This is a genomic window from Streptomyces sp. NPDC098101, assembly GCF_044760185.1.
Classification (GTDB): Bacteria; Actinomycetota; Actinomycetes; order Streptomycetales; family Streptomycetaceae; genus Streptomyces.
The window spans coordinates 785,926-806,296 of record NZ_JBIWAS010000002.1; the positions used below are offsets into that span (position 1 = coordinate 785,926).

The 20,371-nt window shown below is 72.4% G+C and carries 21 protein-coding genes; 13 read left to right on the forward strand and 8 right to left on the reverse strand.

Annotation, left to right across the window (positions count from 1 at the left end; genetic code table 11):
- The first annotated feature begins 16 nt into the window (after positions 1–16).
- Both ACIQVI_RS10620 and ACIQVI_RS10625 read left to right on the forward strand, forming a co-directional pair.
- Positions 17–1,039 (forward strand): endonuclease/exonuclease/phosphatase family protein, encoded by a 1,023-nt coding sequence (locus tag ACIQVI_RS10620; protein ID WP_403593671.1) that lies wholly within the window; start codon positions 17–19, stop codon positions 1,037–1,039.
- Positions 1,040–1,187: 148 nt separating this feature from the next.
- Positions 1,188–2,402, forward strand: a complete 1,215-nt coding sequence (locus ACIQVI_RS10625; protein WP_403593674.1) for an MFS transporter — start codon at positions 1,188–1,190, stop codon at positions 2,400–2,402.
- 53 nt (positions 2,403–2,455) lie between these two features.
- Here the strand turns inward: ACIQVI_RS10625 and ACIQVI_RS10630 are convergent, their stop codons facing one another.
- The 3 genes from ACIQVI_RS10630 to ACIQVI_RS10640 all read right to left on the reverse strand — a co-directional run bounded on the left by ACIQVI_RS10630 (position 2,456) and on the right by ACIQVI_RS10640 (position 7,714).
- Entirely contained in the window at positions 2,456–4,420 is a 1,965-nt protein-coding gene (locus ACIQVI_RS10630; protein ID WP_403593677.1) for a hypothetical protein, read from the reverse strand.
- A gap of 527 nt (positions 4,421–4,947) precedes the next feature.
- On the reverse strand, positions 4,948–6,711 hold the full coding sequence (locus ACIQVI_RS10635; protein WP_403593679.1) for an NAD+ synthase: 1,764 nt from the start codon (positions 6,709–6,711) through the stop codon (positions 4,948–4,950).
- Positions 6,712–6,871: 160 nt separating this feature from the next.
- Positions 6,872–7,714 (reverse strand): DUF4190 domain-containing protein, encoded by an 843-nt coding sequence (locus ACIQVI_RS10640; RefSeq protein ID WP_403593682.1) that lies wholly within the window; start codon positions 7,712–7,714, stop codon positions 6,872–6,874.
- Between the two features lie 211 nt (positions 7,715–7,925).
- Between ACIQVI_RS10640 and ACIQVI_RS10645 the strand changes: the two genes are divergently transcribed.
- Complete coding sequence (locus ACIQVI_RS10645; protein ID WP_403593685.1) at positions 7,926–8,636, forward strand: DUF998 domain-containing protein; 711 nt, start codon at positions 7,926–7,928, stop codon at positions 8,634–8,636.
- Positions 8,633–9,514 (forward strand): alpha/beta fold hydrolase, encoded by an 882-nt coding sequence (locus tag ACIQVI_RS10650; protein WP_403593688.1) that lies wholly within the window; start codon positions 8,633–8,635, stop codon positions 9,512–9,514. Before ACIQVI_RS10645 ends, ACIQVI_RS10650 begins: the two co-directional genes overlap by 4 nt.
- Positions 9,515–9,538: 24 nt before the next feature.
- Here ACIQVI_RS10650 and ACIQVI_RS10655 read toward each other — a convergent pair whose 3' ends face one another.
- From ACIQVI_RS10655 to ACIQVI_RS10670, 4 genes are all read right to left on the reverse strand, one after another.
- The gene (locus ACIQVI_RS10655; protein WP_403593691.1) at positions 9,539–9,958 is read right to left on the reverse strand and encodes a CBS domain-containing protein; all 420 of its coding nucleotides are present in this window, start codon (positions 9,956–9,958) and stop codon (positions 9,539–9,541) included.
- Between the two features lie 127 nt (positions 9,959–10,085).
- On the reverse strand, positions 10,086–10,709 hold the full coding sequence (locus tag ACIQVI_RS10660) for a DUF305 domain-containing protein (RefSeq protein WP_403594518.1): 624 nt from the start codon (positions 10,707–10,709) through the stop codon (positions 10,086–10,088).
- Positions 10,710–10,711: 2 nt separating this feature from the next.
- Positions 10,712–11,389, reverse strand: coding sequence for a DUF3105 domain-containing protein (locus ACIQVI_RS10665; protein ID WP_403593694.1), 678 nt, complete (start codon positions 11,387–11,389; stop codon positions 10,712–10,714).
- Between the two features lie 91 nt (positions 11,390–11,480).
- Complete coding sequence (locus tag ACIQVI_RS10670; RefSeq protein WP_403593697.1) at positions 11,481–11,828, reverse strand: hypothetical protein; 348 nt, start codon at positions 11,826–11,828, stop codon at positions 11,481–11,483.
- 288 nt (positions 11,829–12,116) lie between these two features.
- Here ACIQVI_RS10670 and ACIQVI_RS10675 point away from each other — a divergent pair, with 288 nt between their 5' ends.
- The 7 genes from ACIQVI_RS10675 (at position 12,117) to ACIQVI_RS10705 (ending at position 16,948) form a co-directional block, all read left to right on the forward strand.
- Positions 12,117–13,478: a glutamine synthetase family protein gene (locus ACIQVI_RS10675; protein ID WP_030222136.1), complete on the forward strand. Its 1,362-nt coding sequence runs from the start codon at positions 12,117–12,119 to the stop codon at positions 13,476–13,478.
- Between the two features lie 2 nt (positions 13,479–13,480).
- Positions 13,481–13,891, forward strand: coding sequence for a barstar family protein (locus ACIQVI_RS10680; protein ID WP_403593701.1), 411 nt, complete (start codon positions 13,481–13,483; stop codon positions 13,889–13,891).
- A gap of 20 nt (positions 13,892–13,911) precedes the next feature.
- Positions 13,912–14,748, forward strand: coding sequence for a hypothetical protein (locus ACIQVI_RS10685; protein WP_403593704.1), 837 nt, complete (start codon positions 13,912–13,914; stop codon positions 14,746–14,748).
- Complete coding sequence (locus ACIQVI_RS10690; protein ID WP_403593706.1) at positions 14,745–15,392, forward strand: hypothetical protein; 648 nt, start codon at positions 14,745–14,747, stop codon at positions 15,390–15,392. Before ACIQVI_RS10685 ends, ACIQVI_RS10690 begins: the two co-directional genes overlap by 4 nt.
- A gap of 9 nt (positions 15,393–15,401) precedes the next feature.
- The gene (locus ACIQVI_RS10695) at positions 15,402–15,824 is read left to right on the forward strand and encodes an NUDIX hydrolase (protein WP_403593708.1); all 423 of its coding nucleotides are present in this window, start codon (positions 15,402–15,404) and stop codon (positions 15,822–15,824) included.
- Between the two features lie 63 nt (positions 15,825–15,887).
- Entirely contained in the window at positions 15,888–16,412 is a 525-nt protein-coding gene (locus ACIQVI_RS10700) for an Imm21 family immunity protein (protein ID WP_403593711.1), read from the forward strand.
- Positions 16,413–16,453: 41 nt separating this feature from the next.
- The gene (locus ACIQVI_RS10705) at positions 16,454–16,948 is read left to right on the forward strand and encodes a GNAT family N-acetyltransferase (RefSeq protein ID WP_403593714.1); all 495 of its coding nucleotides are present in this window, start codon (positions 16,454–16,456) and stop codon (positions 16,946–16,948) included.
- A gap of 98 nt (positions 16,949–17,046) precedes the next feature.
- On the opposite strand, the gene ACIQVI_RS10710 is transcribed toward ACIQVI_RS10705, so the two are convergent.
- Positions 17,047–17,478 (reverse strand): VOC family protein, encoded by a 432-nt coding sequence (locus ACIQVI_RS10710; protein ID WP_403594521.1) that lies wholly within the window; start codon positions 17,476–17,478, stop codon positions 17,047–17,049.
- A gap of 350 nt (positions 17,479–17,828) precedes the next feature.
- Between ACIQVI_RS10710 and ACIQVI_RS10715 the strand changes: the two genes are divergently transcribed.
- Positions 17,829–19,115 carry a cytochrome P450 gene (locus tag ACIQVI_RS10715; RefSeq protein ID WP_403593717.1) on the forward strand — a complete coding sequence of 429 codons (1,287 nt, stop codon included), beginning with the start codon at positions 17,829–17,831 and terminating at the stop codon, positions 19,113–19,115.
- Positions 19,112–20,371, forward strand: a complete 1,260-nt coding sequence (locus ACIQVI_RS10720; protein WP_403593720.1) for a cytochrome P450 — start codon at positions 19,112–19,114, stop codon at positions 20,369–20,371. The genes ACIQVI_RS10715 and ACIQVI_RS10720 overlap by 4 nt, the downstream gene beginning before the upstream one ends.

A 20,371-nucleotide genomic window follows, 5' to 3' on the forward strand; every position in this document is an offset into this window, starting at 1 on the left:
GGCAGTGAGGGCAGCGATGACGCGGGTGGACACGACGGGGACCGAGTACGGCGACGTGAACGGCGAGCGTCCCCGTTCCCGGTTCCGGACCGCCCTCGACCGGCTCCGCCGCGACCGGGGGATCTGGCGCCGGGGCGTCCTGATCGCCCTGGCCGCCGTGGCGCTCACCCTCGTCATGGTCTTCCACGCCGACATCCCCAACCGGATCGGCAACCTGGGCAGCCTCACCGAGACCTTCCTGCCCTGGTTCGGCCTCTTCGTGCCGCTCCTGCTCGTCCTCGCCCTGCTGCGCCGGTCCGCCACCGCGCTGATCGCCCTGCTCCTTCCGGCCGTGGTGTGGCTCAACCTCTTCGGCGGGCTCGTCGCCGACAAGTCGGCCGCCGGCGGCGACCTGACCGTCGCCACCCACAACGTGAACGCCGAGAACCCCGACCCCGAGGGCGCCGCCCGGCAGCTGGCCGCCTCCGGCGTCGACGTGCTCGCCCTGGAGGAGCTCAAGGGCGACATGGTCCCGGTCTACGAGAAGGGCCTCGCCGAGGCCTACCCGTACCACTCCGTCCAGGGCACCGTCGGCCTCTGGAGCAAGCTGCCGCTGCGCGCCGCGCAGCCCGTCGACATCCACATGGGCTGGACCCGCGCCATGCGCGCCTCCGTGGTGACCCCGCGGGGCGAGGTGGCCGTGTACGTCGCCCACCTGCCCTCCGTGCGGGTCCGGATGAACGCCGGCTTCACCGCCAACCAGCGCGACAACAGCGCCGACGCGCTCGGCGAGGCCATCTCCCGCGACCCGCACGAGCGGATCGTCCTCCTCGGCGACCTCAACGGCACCATGAACGACCGCGCCCTCAACGCCGTCACCTCGCAGCTGCGCTCCACCCAGGGCGCGGCGGGCGACGGCTTCGGGTTCAGCTGGCCGGCCTCGTTCCCGATGGCCCGCATCGACCAGATCATGGTGAAGAACGTCGAGCCGGTCTCCTCCTGGACGCTGCCCGCCACGCGGAGCGACCACCTCCCGGTCGCGGCCCGCGTGAAGCTCTGACCCCGCCGTTCCGCGCCGAAACCTCTCCTTCACCCTCCGGAAGCCACCGGGAACACGTCGCCTGAGACAATTTGTTCAGACGAAGAACTAATCCGCGTTCCCGTCCGACCCTCCCCGACCCTCCCCGCTTCCGGAAGGCCCCTTTCCCATGCCCCTGGCGTTGTTCGCCCTGGCCGTCTCCGCCTTCGGCATCGGCACCACCGAATTCGTGATGATGGGCCTCCTGCCCCAGGTCGCCGAGGACCTCGGCACCTCCGTCCCCACCGCCGGACACCTCGTCTCGGCGTACGCGATCGGGGTCGTCGTCGGCGCCCCGCTGCTCACCGCCCTCGGCTCCCGGATCCCGCGCAAGCGGATGCTCCTGCTGCTCATGGCGCTCTTCACGGTCGGCAACCTCGCCTCCGCGCTCGCCCCCGGCTTCGGCTGGCTCGTCGCGGGCCGGGTCCTCGCCGGCCTCCCGCACGGCGCGTTCTTCGGCCTCGGCGCGGTCGTCGCCGCCCGGCTCGTCCGCGAGGGCCGGCAGGCGCGGGCGGTGGCCACCATGTTCCTCGGCCTCACCGTCGCCAACATCCTCGGCGTCCCGGCCGCGACCCTCCTCGGCCAGCACCTCGGCTGGCGGGCCACCTTCCTCGTGGTCTCCGCGATCGGCCTGCTCGCCATGGCCGCGCTCGCCCGCCTGGTCCCGCCGATCCCCGCCGAAGGACACCGGGGCCTGGGCCGCGAGGTGCGCGCCCTCGGCCGCCCGCAGGTGCTGCTCGGCCTGCTCACCGCCGTCTTCGGCTTCGCGGGCGTCTTCGCCGTCTACTCGTACCTCGCCTCGATGACCACCGAGGTGATGGGCTTCGGCGACTCCACCGTCACGCTCGTCCTCGCCCTCTTCGGCCTCGGCATGACCGGCGGCGCGCTCGCCGCCGGCCCGCTGACCGACCGCGCCCTGCGCCCCACCCTGTACGGCTCGCTCGCCGCCCTCGTCCTCGCCCTGGTCGCCTTCCGCTTCACCGTCCACGTGCCCTGGCTGGCCCTGGTCACGGTCGTCGTCCTCGGCGCGGTCGGCTTCATGACCACCACCCCGCTCCAGATGCTGGTCATGAACAAGGCCAAGGACGCCCCGACGCTCGCCTCCGCCTCCAACCACTCCGCCTTCAACCTCGCCAACGCGGGCGGCGCCTGGGCGGGCGGCACGGCCGTCGCCGCCGGCTGGGGCTGGACCTCCCCGACCCTGGTCGGCGCGGCCCTCACCGCCGTCGGCCTGACGATCGCGACGGCGGCGGGCCTGCTCGACCGCCGCACACCGGAGGGGGCCTCCCGCGTGGTCGCCCGGGGCGACGGAGCGGCGGCGGCTCAGCCGGAACGTACCGTCTGACATGCCCGGGTAGGCCCGCACCCGATCACGGCACGTCGGAACGCGTGGCGCCGCTAGTCCTCCTCGGGATCCGGGAGAGGGGCGGGGTCCGCGGGAGGCCGTGCGTCGATCAGCGTGTCGTCCAGTTCCCGGACGGACAGGCGGATCTGGTTCCAGTCCGCTCGCAGGCCCAGCGGGTGCTCGCCCAGGTCGTCGGGGAACTGCGCCTGCTGACTCCGCAGATCGTCGAGGGTGCGCTGCGCCTCACCGAGATAGCGGATCAGTTCCTGCCGGCGGCGCCGGTTGCGTTCTACCGGGGTTTCCGGGCGGGACTCGGCCGCCCTCCTCTGTTCCCGGGAGGTGTACTCCAGCAGAGACCGTTCCGGATCGGCCTGCCAGTGCAGGTCGGCTTCGGTGAGGACGGTGACGCCCGCGCCGTCGCGCTCGGCCCGACCCAGGTGGTCGAGGCGCGGATAGGTGTACTTCGCATGGGTGCCGACACCGCCGGGCTGATCCGGATCGAAGTGGATCAGAACCGCCTCGGCCTGCCGGACCCCGCGTGGCACCCGCAGCAGTTCGTCGAGGAGCAGCGGGGGAGCGGTGCGGTAGGGAGCCCGGCCGCTGGAGACCTTGAGGCCCGAGTCGGGGGTGAGCAGGCCGTCGGCGATCAGTGCCGTCCCGGCCAGGACCTGGAGGGTGAGCCGGGCGTCCGCGTCGTCCTTCAGCGCCCGCACGCGCAGTTCCTGGGCAGAGGCGACGATCAGCTCCCAGGATCCGAAGACGTCCCGCGAGAGCACGCCGCCGTCCCGCCACGCGCGGCGTGCCACCGGAGTCGTCTTGGGCTTGTAGAACCGGAACGACATGTCGATCACCACGCCCAGGTATCCCGCGTACCGCTCCGTGCGCACCGAGGTCAGTCCCCGGTCGGAGCGGACGAAGCGCTTGGCCTCCTCGAACACGGACGGCCTGGTCAGAGTGTGAGTGATCTTCGCCGCCCGCCACAGCGGATCCACCCAGTCCGTCCGGTGGTAACGCACCAGGGGGGCGGTGGCGGCGCCGAAGAGCTGCTCGATGTCCGTGTCCCGGAGCGGCTCCTCGTTGACCAGGTCGACGAAGGCGTCCGGCACCAGTCCCTGCCGTTTCAGGTGCGAGACGATCCGCTCGGCTGTCATCAGGTCCTGGGCGGGTTCGCTCCACGGATTGACGCTGATGTGCCGGGCGCTCTGGGCCGTAGCCACGGCGTCGGGCAGCGTGGACGCGGTGGATCCGGGAGGGAACTCCGCCCCGACGACGAGCCGGACGGGCACCAGCCGTGTCATCCGCTCCCGCAGGACGGGCATGGTCAGGTTGTTCCGTTCCAGCGCCGCGTTCACGGTCTGCGCGGACTTGCCGTACCTCGTACGACGCGTGCGGACGCTGAGTGCGAGGGCGTCCGAGAAGAAATCGGCGATCTCGTCCCGAAGGTTCTCGGCGGAGCGTGCGCCGAGTCCGTGCCGGGTCTTGGCCGCGCTGGTGCAGCGGGAGGTGCCGTCGTACAACGCCGGAACGACGGACGACGGACTGCCGTCGGCGTAGGCCACCTCCACGAGCACGGCCTCGACCGGGGTCATCACCCCGTTGACCAGGATGGAGTCGCTGTAGTCCGCCCCCGGCTGCTTCAGCGTCTCCTTGACCGTTGTACGGATCACCTGACGCGCGTCTTCGACCCCGTCGTAGCAGACGCGGAGCTGGGCCAACGGGGTCGTGCCGTCGGGCGCGTACATGCCCGACGAGGGCGGGGCCGAAGGGGGCGAATCCGCCGGGGCGTGCGAGCCGGGCATCGACGCGGCCTGCGTCAGGTGGGCGATCCGCGGGTTGCCCAGCACGGGCAGCAGCGCGTCCGCGAAAGCCAGGCCCTCCAGAACGTACAGGGTGGCGGAGCCCGTCGTCTGGACGCTCAGGCCGTCGTGTCCATCGGCGTACGTGGCCAGGCGGGCGGTGCGAGACGGATCGGCGAAGAGACCGGCGGCGGCCTCGATGGCCTCCTTGCCGAGGTTCACCCGTGGATTGTCCTGAAGGGCCCGACGGAGCCGGCCCGTTCCCTTGGGATCCAGGTCGGGCAGTGGTTCAGGGAGGCGGGGGAGTCGGAACGTGACGCCGTTCTCGTCCGTGACGACGATTTCCCGCTGATGGTTCGTCATGACTAGGGCCTCCTAGGTGCCCAAGACGTCCCGGCTTCCGCGCGATGCTTGTACCGGGATACCCGGGCCGAGGCCCGGGGCATGGGCGCGAGCGAGCGCGCTGCCACGCGGCAGGGGCGTGCCTCAGCGGTGGGAACGAGCCAGCCATCCAGGGCGACCCCGGTTTCCGACCGGTGGTGCCCACGACTGCTGCGGTGTGCCCGCACGCCATGAGGGCGTGCGACGTTCGGCGCGGAGCGCTGCCGTTGCCTGAGGGGATGCTATGACCCGGCCTGACGGAGCATTAAATTCCAGTTACTCTCCGATGGTTCTCGGTGGGAAACGACTGGTGTGTGGGATCAGCGACCGCGCGGCGTGTCGACAGTGGGCCGGTAAAGCCCCGGCCGTCAGCCGGCCGGGCTCTCCCGCCAGCGGTTCGTGATCGGCAGGCGCCGGTCCTTGCCGAAGCCCTTCGCCGAGATCTTGGTGCCCGGCGGGTACTGGCGCCGCTTGTACTCCGCCGTGTCCACCATCCGCAGCGTCCGCGTCACCAGCTCCTCGTCGTAGCCGGCGGCCACGATCTCGTCCCGCCCCCGGTCCCGGTCCACGTACAGGGCGAGGATGCCGTCCAGGACCTCGTAGTCCGGCAGCGAGTCCGTGTCGACCTGCCCCGGGCGCAGCTCGGCGCTGGGCGGCTTGGAGATCGAGTTCTCCGGGATCGGCGGGGTCTGGCCGCGCTCCTCGGCCGCCCGGTTCCGCCAGCGCGCCAGCCGGAAGACGTCCGACTTGTACACGTCCTTGATCGGCCCGAACGCGCCGACCGCGTCGCCGTACAGCGTCGAGTACCCCACCGCCAGCTCGGACTTGTTGCCCGGCGCGAGGACCAGGTGCCCCTCCTGGTTGGAGAGCGCCATCAGGGCCGTGCCGCGCAGCCGGGCCTGGAGGTTCTCCTCCGCGAGCCCGGTGAGGCCGAGCGCCCCCATGTACGCGTCGAACATCGGCTCGATCGACACCGTGCGGTAGTTCAGCCCGGTCCTGCGGGCCAGCTCGGCCGCGTCGCCGCGCGAGTGCTCCGAGGAGTACCTGGACGGCATCGACACCCCGTACACGTTCTCCGCGCCGAGCGCGTCGCAGGCGATCGCGGCGACGAGCGAGGAGTCGATGCCGCCGGACAGGCCGACCAGGACCGAGCGGAAACCGTTCTTCGCAAGGTAGGCGCGCAGACCGATGACGAGCGCCGAGTACACCTCCTCGTCGTCGTCGAGCCGGTGCGCGTAACCCCCCGTCAGCTCCGGCTCGTACGCGGGCAGCGGCTTCTCCGAGAGCACCACCCGGTCGATCCGCAGCCCGTCCCCGCCGACCGGCCCCTCCGGGGCGTCCGGGTCGTACGCGGGAAGGTCCAGGTCCAGGATCACGCTGCCCTCGACGAACTGCGGGGCCCGCGCGACGACTTCGCCCTCCGCGTCCACCACGATCGAGTCGCCGTCGAAGACCAGCTCGTCCTGGCCGCCGGTCGTCGCCAGGTACGCGGTGACGCACCCGGCCTCCCGGGCCCGCGCCCGGACCAGTTCGAGGCGCGTGTCGTCCTTGTTCCGCTCGTACGGCGAGGCGTTCACCGACAGGAGCAGCCCGGCCCGCGCGGCGCGCGCCGCCGGGACCCGGCCGCCGTCCTGCCAGAGGTCCTCGCAGATCGCCAGGGCCACGTCGATCCCGTGGATCCGGACGACGGGCAGCGTGTCGCCCCGCACGAAGTAGCGGTACTCGTCGAAGACGCCGTAGTTGGGCAGGTGGTGCTTGGCGAACCGCAGCGCCACCTCGCCCCCGTACAGCACGGCGGCGGCGTTCTCCGGCGACCCGGCCGGCCGGCCGAGCCGGGGCTCCGCCCGCTCCGAGCGGTCCAGGTAGCCGACGACCACCGGCACCTCCCCGAACCCCTCCTCCGCGAGGCGCCGGGCGAGCCCGCGCAGGGCCGTCCGGGACGCCTCCACGAAGGAGGGGCGCAGCGCGAGGTCCTCGACGGGGTATCCGGTCAGCGCCATCTCGGGGAACGCGACGAGATGCGCGCCCTGCCCGGCGGCGTGCCGGGTCCAGTGCACGATCGCCTCGGCGTTCCCGGCGATGTCTCCGACGGTCGAGTCGATCTGATTCAGGGCGAGGCGTAGTTGAGGCACCCGGCCAGTGTAATCGTCAGACCGACGCTATGTCTTGGGATACGGGGTTCCGGGGACGGGATCACGGATACGGAGCGGCCTCCGGGGGAGCTGTGACCCCCGGCCGCGATCGCCGGGGAGCGGTGCCCCTCGGCGACCGCCCCCTGTACGTGACCGCGCCTCACCCGGCCCGCTTCACGGGCCCGGTCCAGATCACCGGCTCGTACTCCAGGAGCTGCGGCGCCAGTTCCACCTGCATCTCCCCGTCCGCGCCGGCCGGCAGCGAGAAGGCGAAGCCGCCCTTGGTCTGCTTGCCCGGGAGCACCTTGCCCTGGAACATCTCGGTCGCCCGGCTGCCGTCGAAGATTGCCCCCGCCGCAGCCCCCTCCGCGTCGCTCGCGTCCGGCAGGGCCGTGGTGACGTCGATGACCTTCTTGCTGCCGTTGACGATCGTCACGGTCACCCGGACGGCGGTGTCGCCCTTCTCGTACCCGGCGGCGAACCGGTCGGGCCGGTAGGGGAGGGGCTCGGAGACGGTGACCTTCACCCCGTCGTCGTACGTGTGGGTCTTCCCGAACGCCAGCACCGCCGGACCGGTCTCGGTGGGCTCCGGCACGCTCTCCCGCGTGCTCTCCGGCGCCGGGGCGGGCGCGGCGGAGGACGTCGCCCCCCGCCCGTGCGTCCCGTCGTCCGCGCGGTCGGCCGCGAACGCCACGACGAAGACGACCAGCCAGGCGAGCGCGACGACGATCGTCACAGAGCCGAGGACGATGCCCGCGATCGCCTGCCCCCGGTCGTTCGTCTCGCCGCGCCGGGCGCGCCCGTGGCCGACGACGCCGAGGACGAGGGCCAGGATCCCCAGGATCCCGCCGAGCCAGAAGAGGAACGGGACGATCCCGAAGACCAGGCCCACGATGCCGACGACGAGGGCGGCGACTCCGAGCCCGGAGCTCTGGGGCGGCGGCGCCTGGAACGGCGGCGGTTCCCAGGCGGGCGGGCCGGGGGTGTGTCCGGGCATGGTCATACGAGGTCCTCCGAGCTGATCCGAAGACCTGACGTTAAACCGGCTGCACCCGCCCTGGCCAGGCATTTCATGGGCGATGCGCGTTCGTGACCCGCCCCCGCCCCGCATCGCAGTACGCCCCGCCGCGAGCCCGCCGCACGCCCACCCCCGCGCCCCACTCGTTCGGGCCCCCGCCGGGAACCTCCGCCCCCGCCCCCGCGTTCGAACCCATATGTCCAGGAGTGTCGCGCGAACGGCCGCTGCCCTGTTGGCCCTCGGTGCGCTCGCGTACACCGCCTGGGTCCTCGAAGTCCTCGTCTGGACCGGTCTCGACCCGGTCCGGACGTACGTCTCCGAACTGGCCGCCGCCGACCAGCCCCTCGGCGGCCTCTTCCGCGCCACCGACCTCACGGCCGGCCTCCTGGTCCTCGCGGGAGCCCTGACGGGCCTGGCGGGGACGTGGGGGAGGCGGCCCGGCGACCGTACCGCCGGGCGCGACCCCTGGGCCGTCGGCGGCTGGATCGCCCTCGCCGTCTTCGGGGCCGCCACCGTCGCCGACTCCCGGCTGCCGCTCAGCTGCGCCCCGACCGTCGACCCCGTGTGCGCGGCCCGCGAGACCGCCGGGCTCGTCCCCGCCACCCACGCGGCCCACGCCGTCAGTTCGACCCTGGCGATGACGGGCGCGCTCGCCGCCCTGGTCGCCCTGACCGTCGCCGCCCGCCGGCACGACCGCCGGGGCCCCCTCGCCCGTACCGGACCGGCCCTGGTCGCCCTGGAGTTCGCCGCCACCGCCTGGACCCTCGCCGCCGTCGCCGCCTTCGAGGCCGGGAAGGGCGTCTGGGCGCTCGGCGCGGGACAGCGGCTCCAGGTCCTCCTGGTGGCCGCGTGGCTCGCCGTCCTCGCGTACTCCCTCGCCACGGACGCCCGGGAGGGACGGCGGTGACCTTCGTACGGATCGGGGGCGTCCCCCACCACGTGGTGACCGGGGGCTCGGGACCCGTCTGCGTCCTGAGCGCCGGCCTCGGCATGAGCTGGTTCGACTGGGACCCGGTCGTCCCGCACCTCGTCCCGTACCGCACTGTCGTCCGCTTCGACCGCCCCGGCCACGGCCTCTCCGCCCCGGCGGCCGTCCCGCCGACGGCGGCGGGCGAGGCGGACCGGATCGCGGCCGTCCTCGACGCGCTCGGCCACCGGGGGCCCGCCACCGTCGTCGGGCACTCGATCGCCGGGTTCCACGCGGAGGCCTTCGCCCGGCTGCACCCGGACCGCACCGCCGGCCTGGTCCTCGTCGACTCCTCGGTGGAGGAGGACCCCCGGCCGTCCCGCACCACCGCGCCCGCCCGCCTCCTCGGCGCCGTCCTCTGCGCCGCCGGACTCCCGGCGGCCCTCGGCCCGGCGGTCCGGAACCTCACGGTCCGGGCGGGAACGGTACGGAGAGGGACCCCGGGCACCGACACCGACCCCGCCCCCGTCGGTACGGGCCCCGCCCTCGCCCGTACCGACCCCGCCCTCGTCCGCCGCGTCTACCGCACCTCGCGCGTGCTGCGCGGCACCCTCCTGGAGAACGCCCACTACGGGGCCGTAGCCGCCGAGCTGCTCGCCCTGCGGGAGGACCGCCCCCTCCCGCCCGGCCTCCCCGTCACCGTCCTCGCCGCCCCCGACGGCTCCGCCCGCTGGGAGCGGCGCCAGCGCGCCCTGGCCCGGCGGCTCGGCGCCCGCTACGAGGCGGCCGAGCCGTCGGGCCACCTGGTCATGCGGGACCGCCCGGACGCGGTGGCCCGGGCAGTCCTGGACGTCGGGAGCCGCCGGAAGGGCGCGTAGCCGCCCCTGGACGCACCGGGCGCGTCAGGAAGGCGCGTACACGCTCATACAGAACGCCTTGACCTGCTCGTCCGACAGGTGCTGCGCCAGCTCGGCCTCGCTGATCATGCCGACGAGCCGCTTCTCCTCGATGACGGGCAGCCGCTTGATCCGGTGGCTCTGCATCTCCTCCAGGACGGCGCCCACGTCGGCGTCCGACTCGACCCAGCGCGGAGTGCCCTGGGCCATCTCGCCGCAGGTCACCTTGGACGGGTCGTGGCCCATGGCCACGCAGCCGACGACGATGTCGCGGTCCGTGAGGATGCCGCAGAGACGTTCGTTCTCGTCGGCGATGGGCAGCGCGCCCACGTTCAGGTTGCGCATCAGCTGCGCGGCGCGGTCGAGCGTCTCGTGAGCCGGGATCCACTGGGCCCCGGGGTGCATGATGTCCTTCGCCGTGGTCATGGGGTCGCGTACCTTTCGTCGTCGAACGTCGTACGAATCCCCGAGCCCACTCATTGTCGGCGCACGGCACGGCCCCCGCGACCGCAGCGGGTCACGGGGGCCGGCGCCTTCCCTCACGGGCCCGGGATCAGGCCCCGCGCTCCTTCAGCATGTCCGCCATCAGCAGCATCTCGGACTTCTGCGCGTCGACCATGCCCTGGGCGAGCGCGCGCTCGGCGCCCACCGCGCACTTCCGCACGCAGCCCTCGGCCATGTGGACCCCGCCCCTGTGGTGCTCGGTCATGAGCTTCAGGTACAGGACCTCGGCCTCCCGGCCGCTGGCCTTCCGGAGTTCCTCGATCTGCGTCTTGGTCGCCATGCCCGGCATGAGCGCCCCGTCCAGCGGACCGGTGTCGCCCGAGCCGCCCATGCCCATCCAGCTCATCGGCTCGACGCCGGACTCGACCTTGGGCAGCCCCCACAGGTCGAGCCAGCCGAGCATCATGCCCCGCTGGTTGGCCTGCGTGTTGGCGATGTCGTACGCGAGCCGGCGCACGGCCTCGTCCTTCGTCCGGTCCCGGACGATGAACGACATCTCGACGGCCTGCTGGTGGTGGACCGCCATGTCCCGGGCGAACCCGGCGTCCGCCGAGGCGGAGACGGGCGTGGCGGGCGCCTCGTCGCGGTCCGCCGAGGCGACGGTGACGGCGCCCCCGGCGAAGAGCAGCGCGAGGGCGACGGCGGTGATCGCCGCCCCCTGCGCGCGGTTCACCTTCACTGGCCCATCCCGGCGCCGGCCGCGCCCTCCGCGTCCAGACCGCCGGTGCAGGCCGCGCCCGGCTCCGGGGTCTGCGGGCCCTGCACGTACTTGGTGAGGAAGGCGTCGATGCGCGGGTCGTCCGCGCCGTCCACGGTCACCTGCTTGCCCCAGGCGGACAGCATGAGGGCCCCGGCTTGGTCGTCCACGGGGCTCATCAGCGTGTACTTGGTCTTGCCGACCTTCTTGGCCAGCGCGTCCACGTCGCCCTTGGCGGCCTGCTTGTTGTACGTCACCCAGACGGCGCCGTGCTCCAGCGAGTGCACGGCGTTCACCTCGGGGATCGCCTTCGTGTAGACGTCGCCGTCGCAGTTCATCCAGACCGGGTTGTGGTCGCCGCCGACCGGCGGCTTCATGTCGTACTTCACGGCCGTCTGGACGTGGTTGCGGCCGAGCTTCGCGGGGTCCCAGGTCTTCTCGGCGGAGATCGGCGCCTTGGCGGCGGCCTCCTTCTTGTCCTGCTCGTCGGACTTCTTCATCAGCACGAAGCCGCCGAAGCCGACGAGGCCGAGGACGACGACGGTCGAGACGCCGATGGTGATCAGACGGTTGCGGCGCTCGCGGGCCTGCTCGGCGCGGCGCATCTCCTCTATTCGGGCGCGGCGGTCGGCGTTGGAGGAGCGGTTGGCGGCCATGGTGGTGTCGTCCTTCTTCGGAAGTGGGGGTGGAGTTCGGTTCGGGCACGGACGTGCGGTGACGGCGGCGGTCGGGCCGCCCTCGGACCGTCTAGGTCCGGAGAACCTGAAGGACGTGCAGGTCCGGCGCGCGCGGCCGGACGCCGGAGCGGCGCGCCGGCCCGTCGCCGGAGACCGGGGCGAGACGCGGAAGCCCGTCCGCCGCCTGGAGCGGGGGATCGAGCGGGGGCGCGCCGAGCACCGCGGGGGAGAGCGAGGGGAAGAGGGAGCAGCCGCCGCGGTCGTACGGGCAGACGTACTCGACGGGGACGGCGGCCGCCGCCCGCGCCTCCTGCTCCGGGACCGCCCCGTGATGGGACCCCGGCCCCGCCTCCGGCCCGGTCCCCAGACAGAAGAAGAGCGCGGCGAGGAGCGTCGCCACGGCACTCACCAGTGCCATGGGACGCGCGTGCCGGGACGGGCGTACGAGCCGTGGGGCCCCCATGGGCCGAGATCGTAGTGGGCGGAGGCCCTCCGTGGGCCGAACGGGGTACCACTGAGTACCGGAGGGCGGACGGGAGAGGAGGAACGGCGGCCGGGAAGGTCCCGTCCCCCGTTACCTGAGTCACAACCGAGCAGGCAGTATGGGTGTGCAACGTGCGCGAAACCATGTGGTGGGATGCTCAGGTGCCCCCGAGTGCCCGAGGCGGTGGGACAGGCGGCCTGACCAGCGAGGATGGGTGTGGAAATGGACAAGCAGCAGGAATTCGTGCTCCGTACGCTCGAAGAGCGCGACATCCGCTTCGTGCGCCTGTGGTTCACCGACGTGCTCGGCTTCCTCAAGTCGGTGGCCGTGGCCCCGGCCGAGCTGGAGCAGGCCTTCGACGAGGGCATCGGCTTCGACGGCTCCGCGATCGAGGGCTTCGCCCGGGTCTACGAGTCGGACATGATCGCCAAGCCGGACCCGGGCACGTTCCAGATCCTGCCGTGGCGCGCGGAGGCCCCGGGCACGGCCCGGATGTTCTGCGACATCCTGATGCCCGACGGCTCGCCGTCCTTCGCGGACCCGCGCTACGTCCTGAAGCGGGCCCTGGCCAAGACCTCGGACCTGGGCTTCACCTTCTACACCCACCCCGAGATCGAGTTCTTCCTCCTGAAGGACAAGCCGCTCGACGGCTCCCGGCCCACCCCGGCCGACAACTCGGGCTACTTCGACCACACCCCGCAGAACGTCGGCATGGACTTCCGCCGCCAGGCGATCACCATGCTGGAGTCGATGGGCATCTCGGTCGAGTTCTCCCACCACGAGGGCGCGCCGGGCCAGCAGGAGATCGACCTGCGCTACGCCGACGCGCTCTCCACGGCCGACAACATCATGACGTTCCGCCTGGTCATGAAGCAGGTCGCCCTCGAACAGGGCGTCCAGGCCACCTTCATGCCGAAGCCGTTCTCGGAGTACCCGGGCTCGGGAATGCACACCCACCTCTCCCTCTTCGAGGGCGACCGGAACGCCTTCTACGAGTCGGGCGCCGAGTACCAGCTCTCGAAGGTCGGCCGCTCCTTCATCGCGGGCCTCCTGAAGCACGCCGGCGAGATCTCGGCCGTCACCAACCAGTGGGTCAACTCGTACAAGCGCATCTGGGGCGGCTCGACGCGCACGGCCGGCTCGGGCGGCGAGGCCCCCTCGTACATCTGCTGGGGCCACAACAACCGCTCGGCCCTCATCCGCGTCCCCATGTACAAGCCGGGCAAGACGGGCTCCTCGCGCGTCGAGGTCCGCTCCATCGACTCGGGCGCCAACCCCTACCTGACCTACGCCGTCCTCCTCGCCGCCGGCCTCAAGGGCATCGAGGAGGGCTACGAACTCCCGGCCGGCGCCGACGACGACGTCTGGGCCCTCTCCGACTCGGAACGCCGCGCGATGGGCATCGAGCCCCTCCCGCAGAACCTCGGCGAGGCGATCTCCCTCATGGAGCGCAGCGAACTGGTCGCGGAGACTCTGGGCGAGCACGTCTTCGACTTCTTCCTCCGCAACAAGAAGCAGGAGTGGGAGGAGTACCGGAGCGAGGTCACGGCCTTCGAGCTGCGGAAGAACCTGCCGGTGTTGTAGGTATGCCGGAGATCCGCGGCGGCTTCCACGAGGTCCCGGCGTCGAGCGTGCCGGAACTCCTCGCGGAGGCCGCCTGCCGGGGCGTGCCCGCCTTCACGCTGTCGACCGGCGGGCGCACCGACAAGGAGGCGTTCTTCCGGGCCGTACGGGAGACCCTCCCCCTGGACCCGCCGCTCAGCACCACACGCCACGTGTGGGACGCCCTGGCCGACTCGCTCTGGAACGGCCTGCACGACCTGGACGTGCCCCACGCGGTGGTGGTCTGGCCTGATGCCGGGCCCGTCGCGGAGGCTCACGGGGATTACGCGATCGCCCTGGACATCCTCCGCGACCTGCCGCCGACCCTGGCGGACCCCCGCTATACCGGGGGCCGCCATACGGAGCTCTCCGTGTACGTGGCTTCCGCGTCGTGACGCGACGTACGGTTCGGGCCATGGCGATCGAATTCGGCGAACCCCGCAGGCTGGGTGTCCCCTCCTCCGACGCGCGGCTGCGCTTCGAGGTGGAGACCCAGGAGGTCGGGGGCGGGCCGGGGCGCAGGCTGCTCGTGGTGGACGGGGATCCCGCCTTCGAGCTCAGCTTCTGGTGCGGGTCGTGTCCGCTGCTGTTCCGCCGGCTGGAGACCGCCCGGGAGAAGCTGTCGCTGGAGAGCACGCGGGAACTGCTCACCGGGACGCTGGCCGATCCGGACGAGGGCGGTGTCCTGGACACGTTCGGCGCGCTGCTGCCGGAAGGTGAGTACCTTCCGATGCTGCTCCGCGTGGAGCCCCGGCTCGTCGTCCCCGGCAAGGACGGCGACTACTTCAGCGGCGAGCAGGTGGACACCTGGGGCCTCAACCAGTTCTGGGGGCTCCCCGAGTACCCGCACACGCCGTACTACCGGACCTTCGAGACGGAGGTCGACGCGGGCGCGCACCTCTACGAGTTCGTTGTACCCATGGTTCCCCCGACGTGGAACGAGAGGGGGCGGGTGGAGGAGTACGCCGAACTCATGGGCCGGGGGACGGTCCCGACGGCCGTGGCGGTCTCCACGCTCGACGTGTGCGAACCCGCCGTCGGCTTCGGGCACGACCACTACCGGCACTGGGGCCTGACCCACTTCCTGCTCGACGGACACCACAAACTGGAGGCCGCGGCCACGACCGACCGCCCGGTCCAGCTCCTTTCGCTCCTGGCCCTGGGCGAGGGCCTGGCCCGCCCCGAAGACCACGCCCTGCTCCCCGCCCTGCGGACCCGGCCCCGCTCGGACCGGGCCACAATGACGGCATGACCGACGGAATGACCTGGCTCGCCGCTCCTCAATCGATCGCCTACGGCGGCTACTGCGTGCTGCTGACGCGCGGCCTGGACGAGGAGGAGCTGGTGTCCCGGCTCGCGGGGGCGGCGGTGTACGGGGGCCGACGCGTGCCGCGGTCGCTGGGCGAGCTGACCGGCGAGGGCCTGATCGAGGTGCTGGAGGACGAGTACGGGGACTGCCCCACGGAGGCGGCCCTGCGCTTCGGCCGGGACGGCGAGTGGGTCTTCGCCGTCCTGTACGGCGGCTGGCAGGACGAGTTCGGGAGCCTCGCACCCGTCTCGCGCGACGGCGCCCACGTCTTCCACCTGGAGTTCGAGGAGGAGAACGGCAAGCCCGTGCCGCCGTGGTTCCACTACTTCCACGACGAGCGCCTCCTGTGCGGCTTCAACCTGCACCTGGACCACTCGTGGGGCTCCGCCGGCGTGGACGGGGACCCCGAAGTCGCCCCGCAGCTCGAGCGGCTGCTCACGGCCGCCGGCCTGCCCGACGAGAACCTCCCTCCCGGGGACGCCCACCGCACCTCACTCCACGTCGTCGAACGCCACTTCGGCCTCTCCCTGCCCCGCGCCCGCGTCCTGGAGGGGGAACTTCCCTCCGTGGTGCTGGAGATCGGCTGAGGCCGGTCGATGACACCCCTGCACTCCGTGTCCGTCGCCGGTGCCGTCGTGCGGGAGGACGGGCGGTTGTTGGCCATTCGCCGGGCCGACAACGGTAGGTGGGAGTTGCCGGGTGGTGTTCTCGAACTCGACGAGACCCCGCAGGAAGGGGTCGTGCGGGAGGTGTTTGAGGAGACCGGGGTTCGGGTCGAGGTCGAGCGGCTCACCGGGGTCTACAAGAACATGGCCCGGGGGATCGTCGCCCTCGTGTTCCGGTGTCGGCCCGTGGGTGGGGAGGCGCGGGTTTCCGATGAGGCCGGTGCCGTTGAGTGGCTCACTCCTGGTGAGGTCCGGGAGCGGATGGCCGAGGTGTATGCCGTGCGGCTTCTCGATGCCGTGGGTGGGGGCGGGCCCTGGGTGCGCGCTCATGACGGGCGGCGGTTCGTTTCGTAGAAGCGGTGGTGGTCCGTCAGTGTGGGCCGGGGTGTTGTCGGTGGGCGGTGACATGCTCCGTGGGTGGAGAACTGGGTGCAGTCCATGGGCGGGCCGCTCGTCGTCGTTCCGTCGTCCGGGCTTCGGGAGTGGAGTGGGTGTACGGAGGGCGGGGTGCTCGTCGGGGGTGGTGAGGTGCCGGACGACTACGATCGGGCCTGTGCGGTGGAGGGGCTCGCCGGGGTGATCGGGGGGAACGTCCTCGTGCTCGGCGACGAGCCCGCGACCACCCGGTACCTGGTCGGGCGGCGGGCCTTCGTGCGGTGGCTCGGGGCCGACTCCGAGGAGGAGTTGGTCGCCGCGGCCGAGGCCTTGCTGGACGATCCCCGTACTCCCTGGGAGGAGTGCGGCGTCTGGGAGACGGACGGGGGCGCCGTGCTCATGGACTCCGCCGACGCCGGGGCCGACCTCGGGACGCCGTACCCCGACGGCACGGGAATGCCGGAACAGACCGACGTCGACCTGCCGGCGGGCCGGTGGCGGGTCGGGGCCCATCAGGCGACGGGCGGGGACGTCTGGGTCGGTGTGGTGCGGCTTCTGGCCTGCTGAAATCCGTTGCCCGGCGCACGGTGGGCGTTCACACTGCCGGGGTGAAGATCCCTTTCGTCGCCACCGCGCGGCTCCTCCTGCGCCCGTTGACCGCCGACGCCGCCGAGCGGATCGTCTCGCGGACGCCCCTCGACGGGGACCTCTGGGCCGAGGAGTATCCGCAGGACGGGGACGTCCGGGGGTGTAGTGGGTTTCTGCGGGGCGTGGCCGAGCGCGGGGACCCCGGGGTCTTCCGGGCGTACGAGATACAGCTTCTCGGGAGCGGGGTCGCCGTCGGGGGGATCGGGTTCCACGGGCCGCCCGACGAGGTCGGGGTCGTGACCGTGGGGTACGGGCTCGTGCCCGGCGCACGCGGGCAGGGGTACGCCTCCGAGGCCCTGCGCGCGCTCCTCGAAACCGCCCGGGTGGCCGGCGTCTCCGGGGTCAAGGGGGACGCCGACCTGGACAACCCGGCCTCGCACCGGGTCATGGCGGCCGCCGGGATGCGGTGTGTCGCGGAGGCCGACGGGCTCCGGCACTTCTACGTGGGGTTCTGAGACGTCCGGGGTTCTGAGAGGCCCGGTGTTCTGAGGCGTCCGGAGCCCTGAGACGCCTGGGTTTCGAGACGTCCGGGGTTCCGGGACTCCCCGGCCCCTCAGCGTTCCGTCAGCTCCGACGGGGCCTCCTGGACCACCCAGCCGTTGCCGTCCGGGTCCTCGAAGGTCATGAACGAGTTCCAGGTGCCGCCCTTCCCCTCCTCCCAGCCCGTCGCGCCGACGTGCATCACGGGGGAGACCTCGACGCCCCGGGCCACCAGCTCCTTCCGCGCCGCCTCGATGTCCGTGACGCAGAGCTGGAGGCCGTGCAGGCCGCCCGGGGGCGTCTGCTTCGTGCCCGGCATCGGCGGCATCCCGCTCAGCATCGCGATCGAACAGCGCGAGCCCGGCGGGGTCACCTGGACGATCCGCACGCCGGGGGCCACCTCGTCGTCCAGGTCGACGGTGAAGCCGCACTTCTCGCCGTAGAACTCCTTCGACCGGTCCATGTCCGTGACGGGGACCGGGACCACTTCCAGGGTCCAGTTCATGCTCATGGGTTCTCTCCTCGGTTCGCTGCGGAGGGCCGGGCCGGGCCGGGGGCGGGGCCAGGGCCGAAGCCAGCCCCCGGCGTCACCGACCTGACGGAAAATCGTCCCTCCCCCCGTCCGGTTTCGGAGCCGGGAGCGCGCACAAGGGCGGGAATGCTCCCCCTTGTTCCTTCTTTGTTCCTCCGTAATCCCCTTCTGATCGTCAACTGCCCCTCCTCTTCCGTCCACTGTGCGGAATTGATCGCGATTGAGGGCTCCTGCGACACACAACCTCCCTATAGTGAGCCAGCGTTGATCACATGAACGCGACACGTGCGGCTGTCGCCACAGGAGTCGGGAGTTCAGGACTCATGACGCGCCCCCCTTCAGAGCAGCCGCCCCCGGAGCAGCCGCCCCCCGGGTGCCCGGCGCACGCGGGCACGGCCCCCGCCGTCCCCCTCGACGGACCCGGCTTCCAGGTCGATCCTCAGGCCCTCTACCGGGCCATGCGCCGCGACCACGGGCCCGTCGTCCCCGTCGAGCTGCCGGGCGGGGTGCCCGCCTGGCTGGTCATCGGGTACCGCGAGCTCCACCGGGTCACCAGCGACGGCGAGCTGTTCCCGCGCGACGTGAGCCTGTGGAACCAGTGGCCGCACATCCCCGCCGACTGGCCGCTGCTCCCGATGGTCGGACAGCCCCTGCCCTCCATCTACTTCACCGCGGGGGAGGAGCACCGGCGGCACGTCCGCATGGTGGTCCCCGCCCTGGAGGGCGCCGACCCCTTCGAGATCCGCGGGCACTGCGAGCAGCTCGCCGACCGGCTCGTCGACGCCGTGTGCGGCCGGGGCACGGCCGACCTCGTGGCCGACTTCTGCGAGCCCCTCCCCGTCCTCGTCCTCGCCCGCCTCGTCGGCTTCCCCGACGACGAGGGCGACGACATCGCCAAGGTGCTCAAGGACCTGGCCGACGGCGGCCCCGGCGCGCAGAGCGCCCACCAGCGGTTCGGCGAGCACATGGCCCGTCTGGTCGCCGCCAAGCGGGCCGCGCCCGGGAACGACGTCACCTCCCGGATGCTCGCCTTCCCCGAGGCGTTCACCGACGAGGAGTACGCGCTCGACCTGATGGCCATCACGGCCGCCGGGCACCTCACCACCGCCGACTGGCTCGGCAACTCCCTGCGCCTGATGCTCACCGAGGACGAGTTCGCCGACTCGATGGCCGGCGGCCGGCGCAGCGTCTCCGAGGCCACCACCGAGGTGCTGTGGGAGGAGGCCCCCACCCAGATCCTCGCCGGACGCTGGGCCGTACGGGACACCCGGCTCGGCGGGCAGCGGATCGCGGCCGGGGACATGCTGCTGCTCGGCCTCGGCGCGGGCAACACCGACCCGCTGATCCGCCAGGGCCCCCAGGGCGCCCACGGGGGCGGCGGCGCGCACCTGGCCTTCAGCCACGGCGAGTACCGCTGCCCCTTCCCCGCCCAGGAGATCGCCGAGATCATCGTCCGCACCGGCATCGAGGTCCTCCTCGACCGGTTGCCCGACCTCGAACTCGCCGTCCCCGCGGGGGAACTCGTCCGGCGGCCCTCCGCCTTCCTGCGCGGCACCACCTCGCTCCCCGTCCGGTTCACCCCCGTTCGCACGACAGGAGACCTCTCGTGACCTGCCCCCATGCCGCCGCAGCACAGGCCGCCGCCCGGAACGGCGGGACCGTCGTCATCGACCCGATGGTCCAGGACCTGGACGGCGAGACCGCGCGGCTGCGCGACGCCGGTCCGCTGGCCCGGATCGACCTGCTCGGAGTGCCCGCCTGGGCCGTCACCCGGCACGCCGACGCCCGGCGGCTCCTGGTCGACCCCCGGCTCGTGAAGGACCTCGACGCCTGGGGCCTGTGGCGCAGCGGCGAGGTCACGCACGCGTGGCCGCTCATCGGGATGATCGACGCCGGCCGGTCCATGTTCACCGTCGACGGCGCCGAGCACCGCCGGCTGCGGGCCAAGACCTCCCAGGCGCTCACCCCCCGCCGGCTCGAAGCGATACGCCCCGACATCGAGAAGTTCACCGCCGAACTCCTCGACGCCCTGGAGGAGGGCGGCCGGGACGGCGCCGTCGTCGACCTCAAGTCCGTGTTCGCGCAGCCGCTGCCCATGAAGGTCGTCGGGATGCTGATGGGCGTCGACCCCGCCTCGAACGCCATGCTCACCCGGCAGTACAAGAAGTTCTTCTCGATGCTCACCCCGCAGGACGAGCGCCTCGCCCTCCTCGCCGACCTGGACGTCTTCTACGCGGGGCTCGTCCGCGAGAAGACCGCGCGGCCCACCGACGACCTGACCTCGGCGCTCATCCTCGCCGACGAGGGCGGCGAGCCGCTCACCGAGGAGGAGGTGATCGGCAACCTCAAGGCGATGGTCGCCGCCGGGCACGAGACCACGATCGGGCTCATCCTCAACGCCGTGCGCGCCCTGCTCGCCCACCCCGACCAGCTCAAGCTGGTCCTGGACGGGGAGGTCTCCTGGGAGACCGTCATCGAGGAGACGCTGCGGTGGGACACCCCCACCACCCATCTGCTCATGCGGTTCGCCACCGAGGACATCGAGGTGGGCGACGGCGTCATCGCCGAGGGCGAGGGCGTGGTCATCTCCTACCGGGCGATCGGGCGCGACCCCGAGCAGCACGGGCCGGACGCCGACGCGTTCGACGTCACCCGGGCCGCCCCGATCCGGCACATGACCTTCGGCCACGGCCCGCACATCTGCCCCGGCGCCGCCCTCTCCCGCGTCGAGGCCGGGATCGCCCTCCCCGCCCTCTTCGCCCGCTTCCCCCGGCTGCGGCTCGCGGTGCCGGACGCCGACATCCGCAAGCTTCCCGTGATGACGCAGAACGACATGGAGGCGTTTCCCGTGCTCCTGGGCGCCTGA

Bases quoted from the DNA above. Each gene is read 5' to 3' on its own strand.
- ACIQVI_RS10675 (WP_030222136.1), top strand. From the start codon at position 12,117: ATGGACAAGCAGCAGGAATTCGTGCTCCGTACGCTCGAAGAGCGCGAC.
- ACIQVI_RS10620 (WP_403593671.1), top strand. From the start codon at position 17: ATGACGCGGGTGGACACGACGGGGACCGAGTACGGCGACGTGAACGGC.
- ACIQVI_RS10685 (WP_403593704.1), top strand. From the start codon at position 13,912: ATGGCGATCGAATTCGGCGAACCCCGCAGGCTGGGTGTCCCCTCCTCC.
- ACIQVI_RS10655 (WP_403593691.1), bottom strand. From the start codon at position 9,958: ATGACCACGGCGAAGGACATCATGCACCCCGGGGCCCAGTGGATCCCG.
- ACIQVI_RS10670 (WP_403593697.1), bottom strand. From the start codon at position 11,828: ATGGCACTGGTGAGTGCCGTGGCGACGCTCCTCGCCGCGCTCTTCTTC.
- ACIQVI_RS10625 (WP_403593674.1), top strand. From the start codon at position 1,188: ATGCCCCTGGCGTTGTTCGCCCTGGCCGTCTCCGCCTTCGGCATCGGC.
- ACIQVI_RS10710 (WP_403594521.1), bottom strand. From the start codon at position 17,478: ATGAACTGGACCCTGGAAGTGGTCCCGGTCCCCGTCACGGACATGGAC.
- ACIQVI_RS10680 (WP_403593701.1), top strand. From the start codon at position 13,481: ATGCCGGAGATCCGCGGCGGCTTCCACGAGGTCCCGGCGTCGAGCGTG.
- ACIQVI_RS10695 (WP_403593708.1), top strand. From the start codon at position 15,402: ATGACACCCCTGCACTCCGTGTCCGTCGCCGGTGCCGTCGTGCGGGAG.
- ACIQVI_RS10665 (WP_403593694.1), bottom strand. From the start codon at position 11,389: ATGGCCGCCAACCGCTCCTCCAACGCCGACCGCCGCGCCCGAATAGAG.
- ACIQVI_RS10715 (WP_403593717.1), top strand. From the start codon at position 17,829: ATGACGCGCCCCCCTTCAGAGCAGCCGCCCCCGGAGCAGCCGCCCCCC.
- ACIQVI_RS10645 (WP_403593685.1), top strand. From the start codon at position 7,926: ATGTCCAGGAGTGTCGCGCGAACGGCCGCTGCCCTGTTGGCCCTCGGT.
- ACIQVI_RS10690 (WP_403593706.1), top strand. From the start codon at position 14,745: ATGACCGACGGAATGACCTGGCTCGCCGCTCCTCAATCGATCGCCTAC.
- ACIQVI_RS10640 (WP_403593682.1), bottom strand. From the start codon at position 7,714: ATGACCATGCCCGGACACACCCCCGGCCCGCCCGCCTGGGAACCGCCG.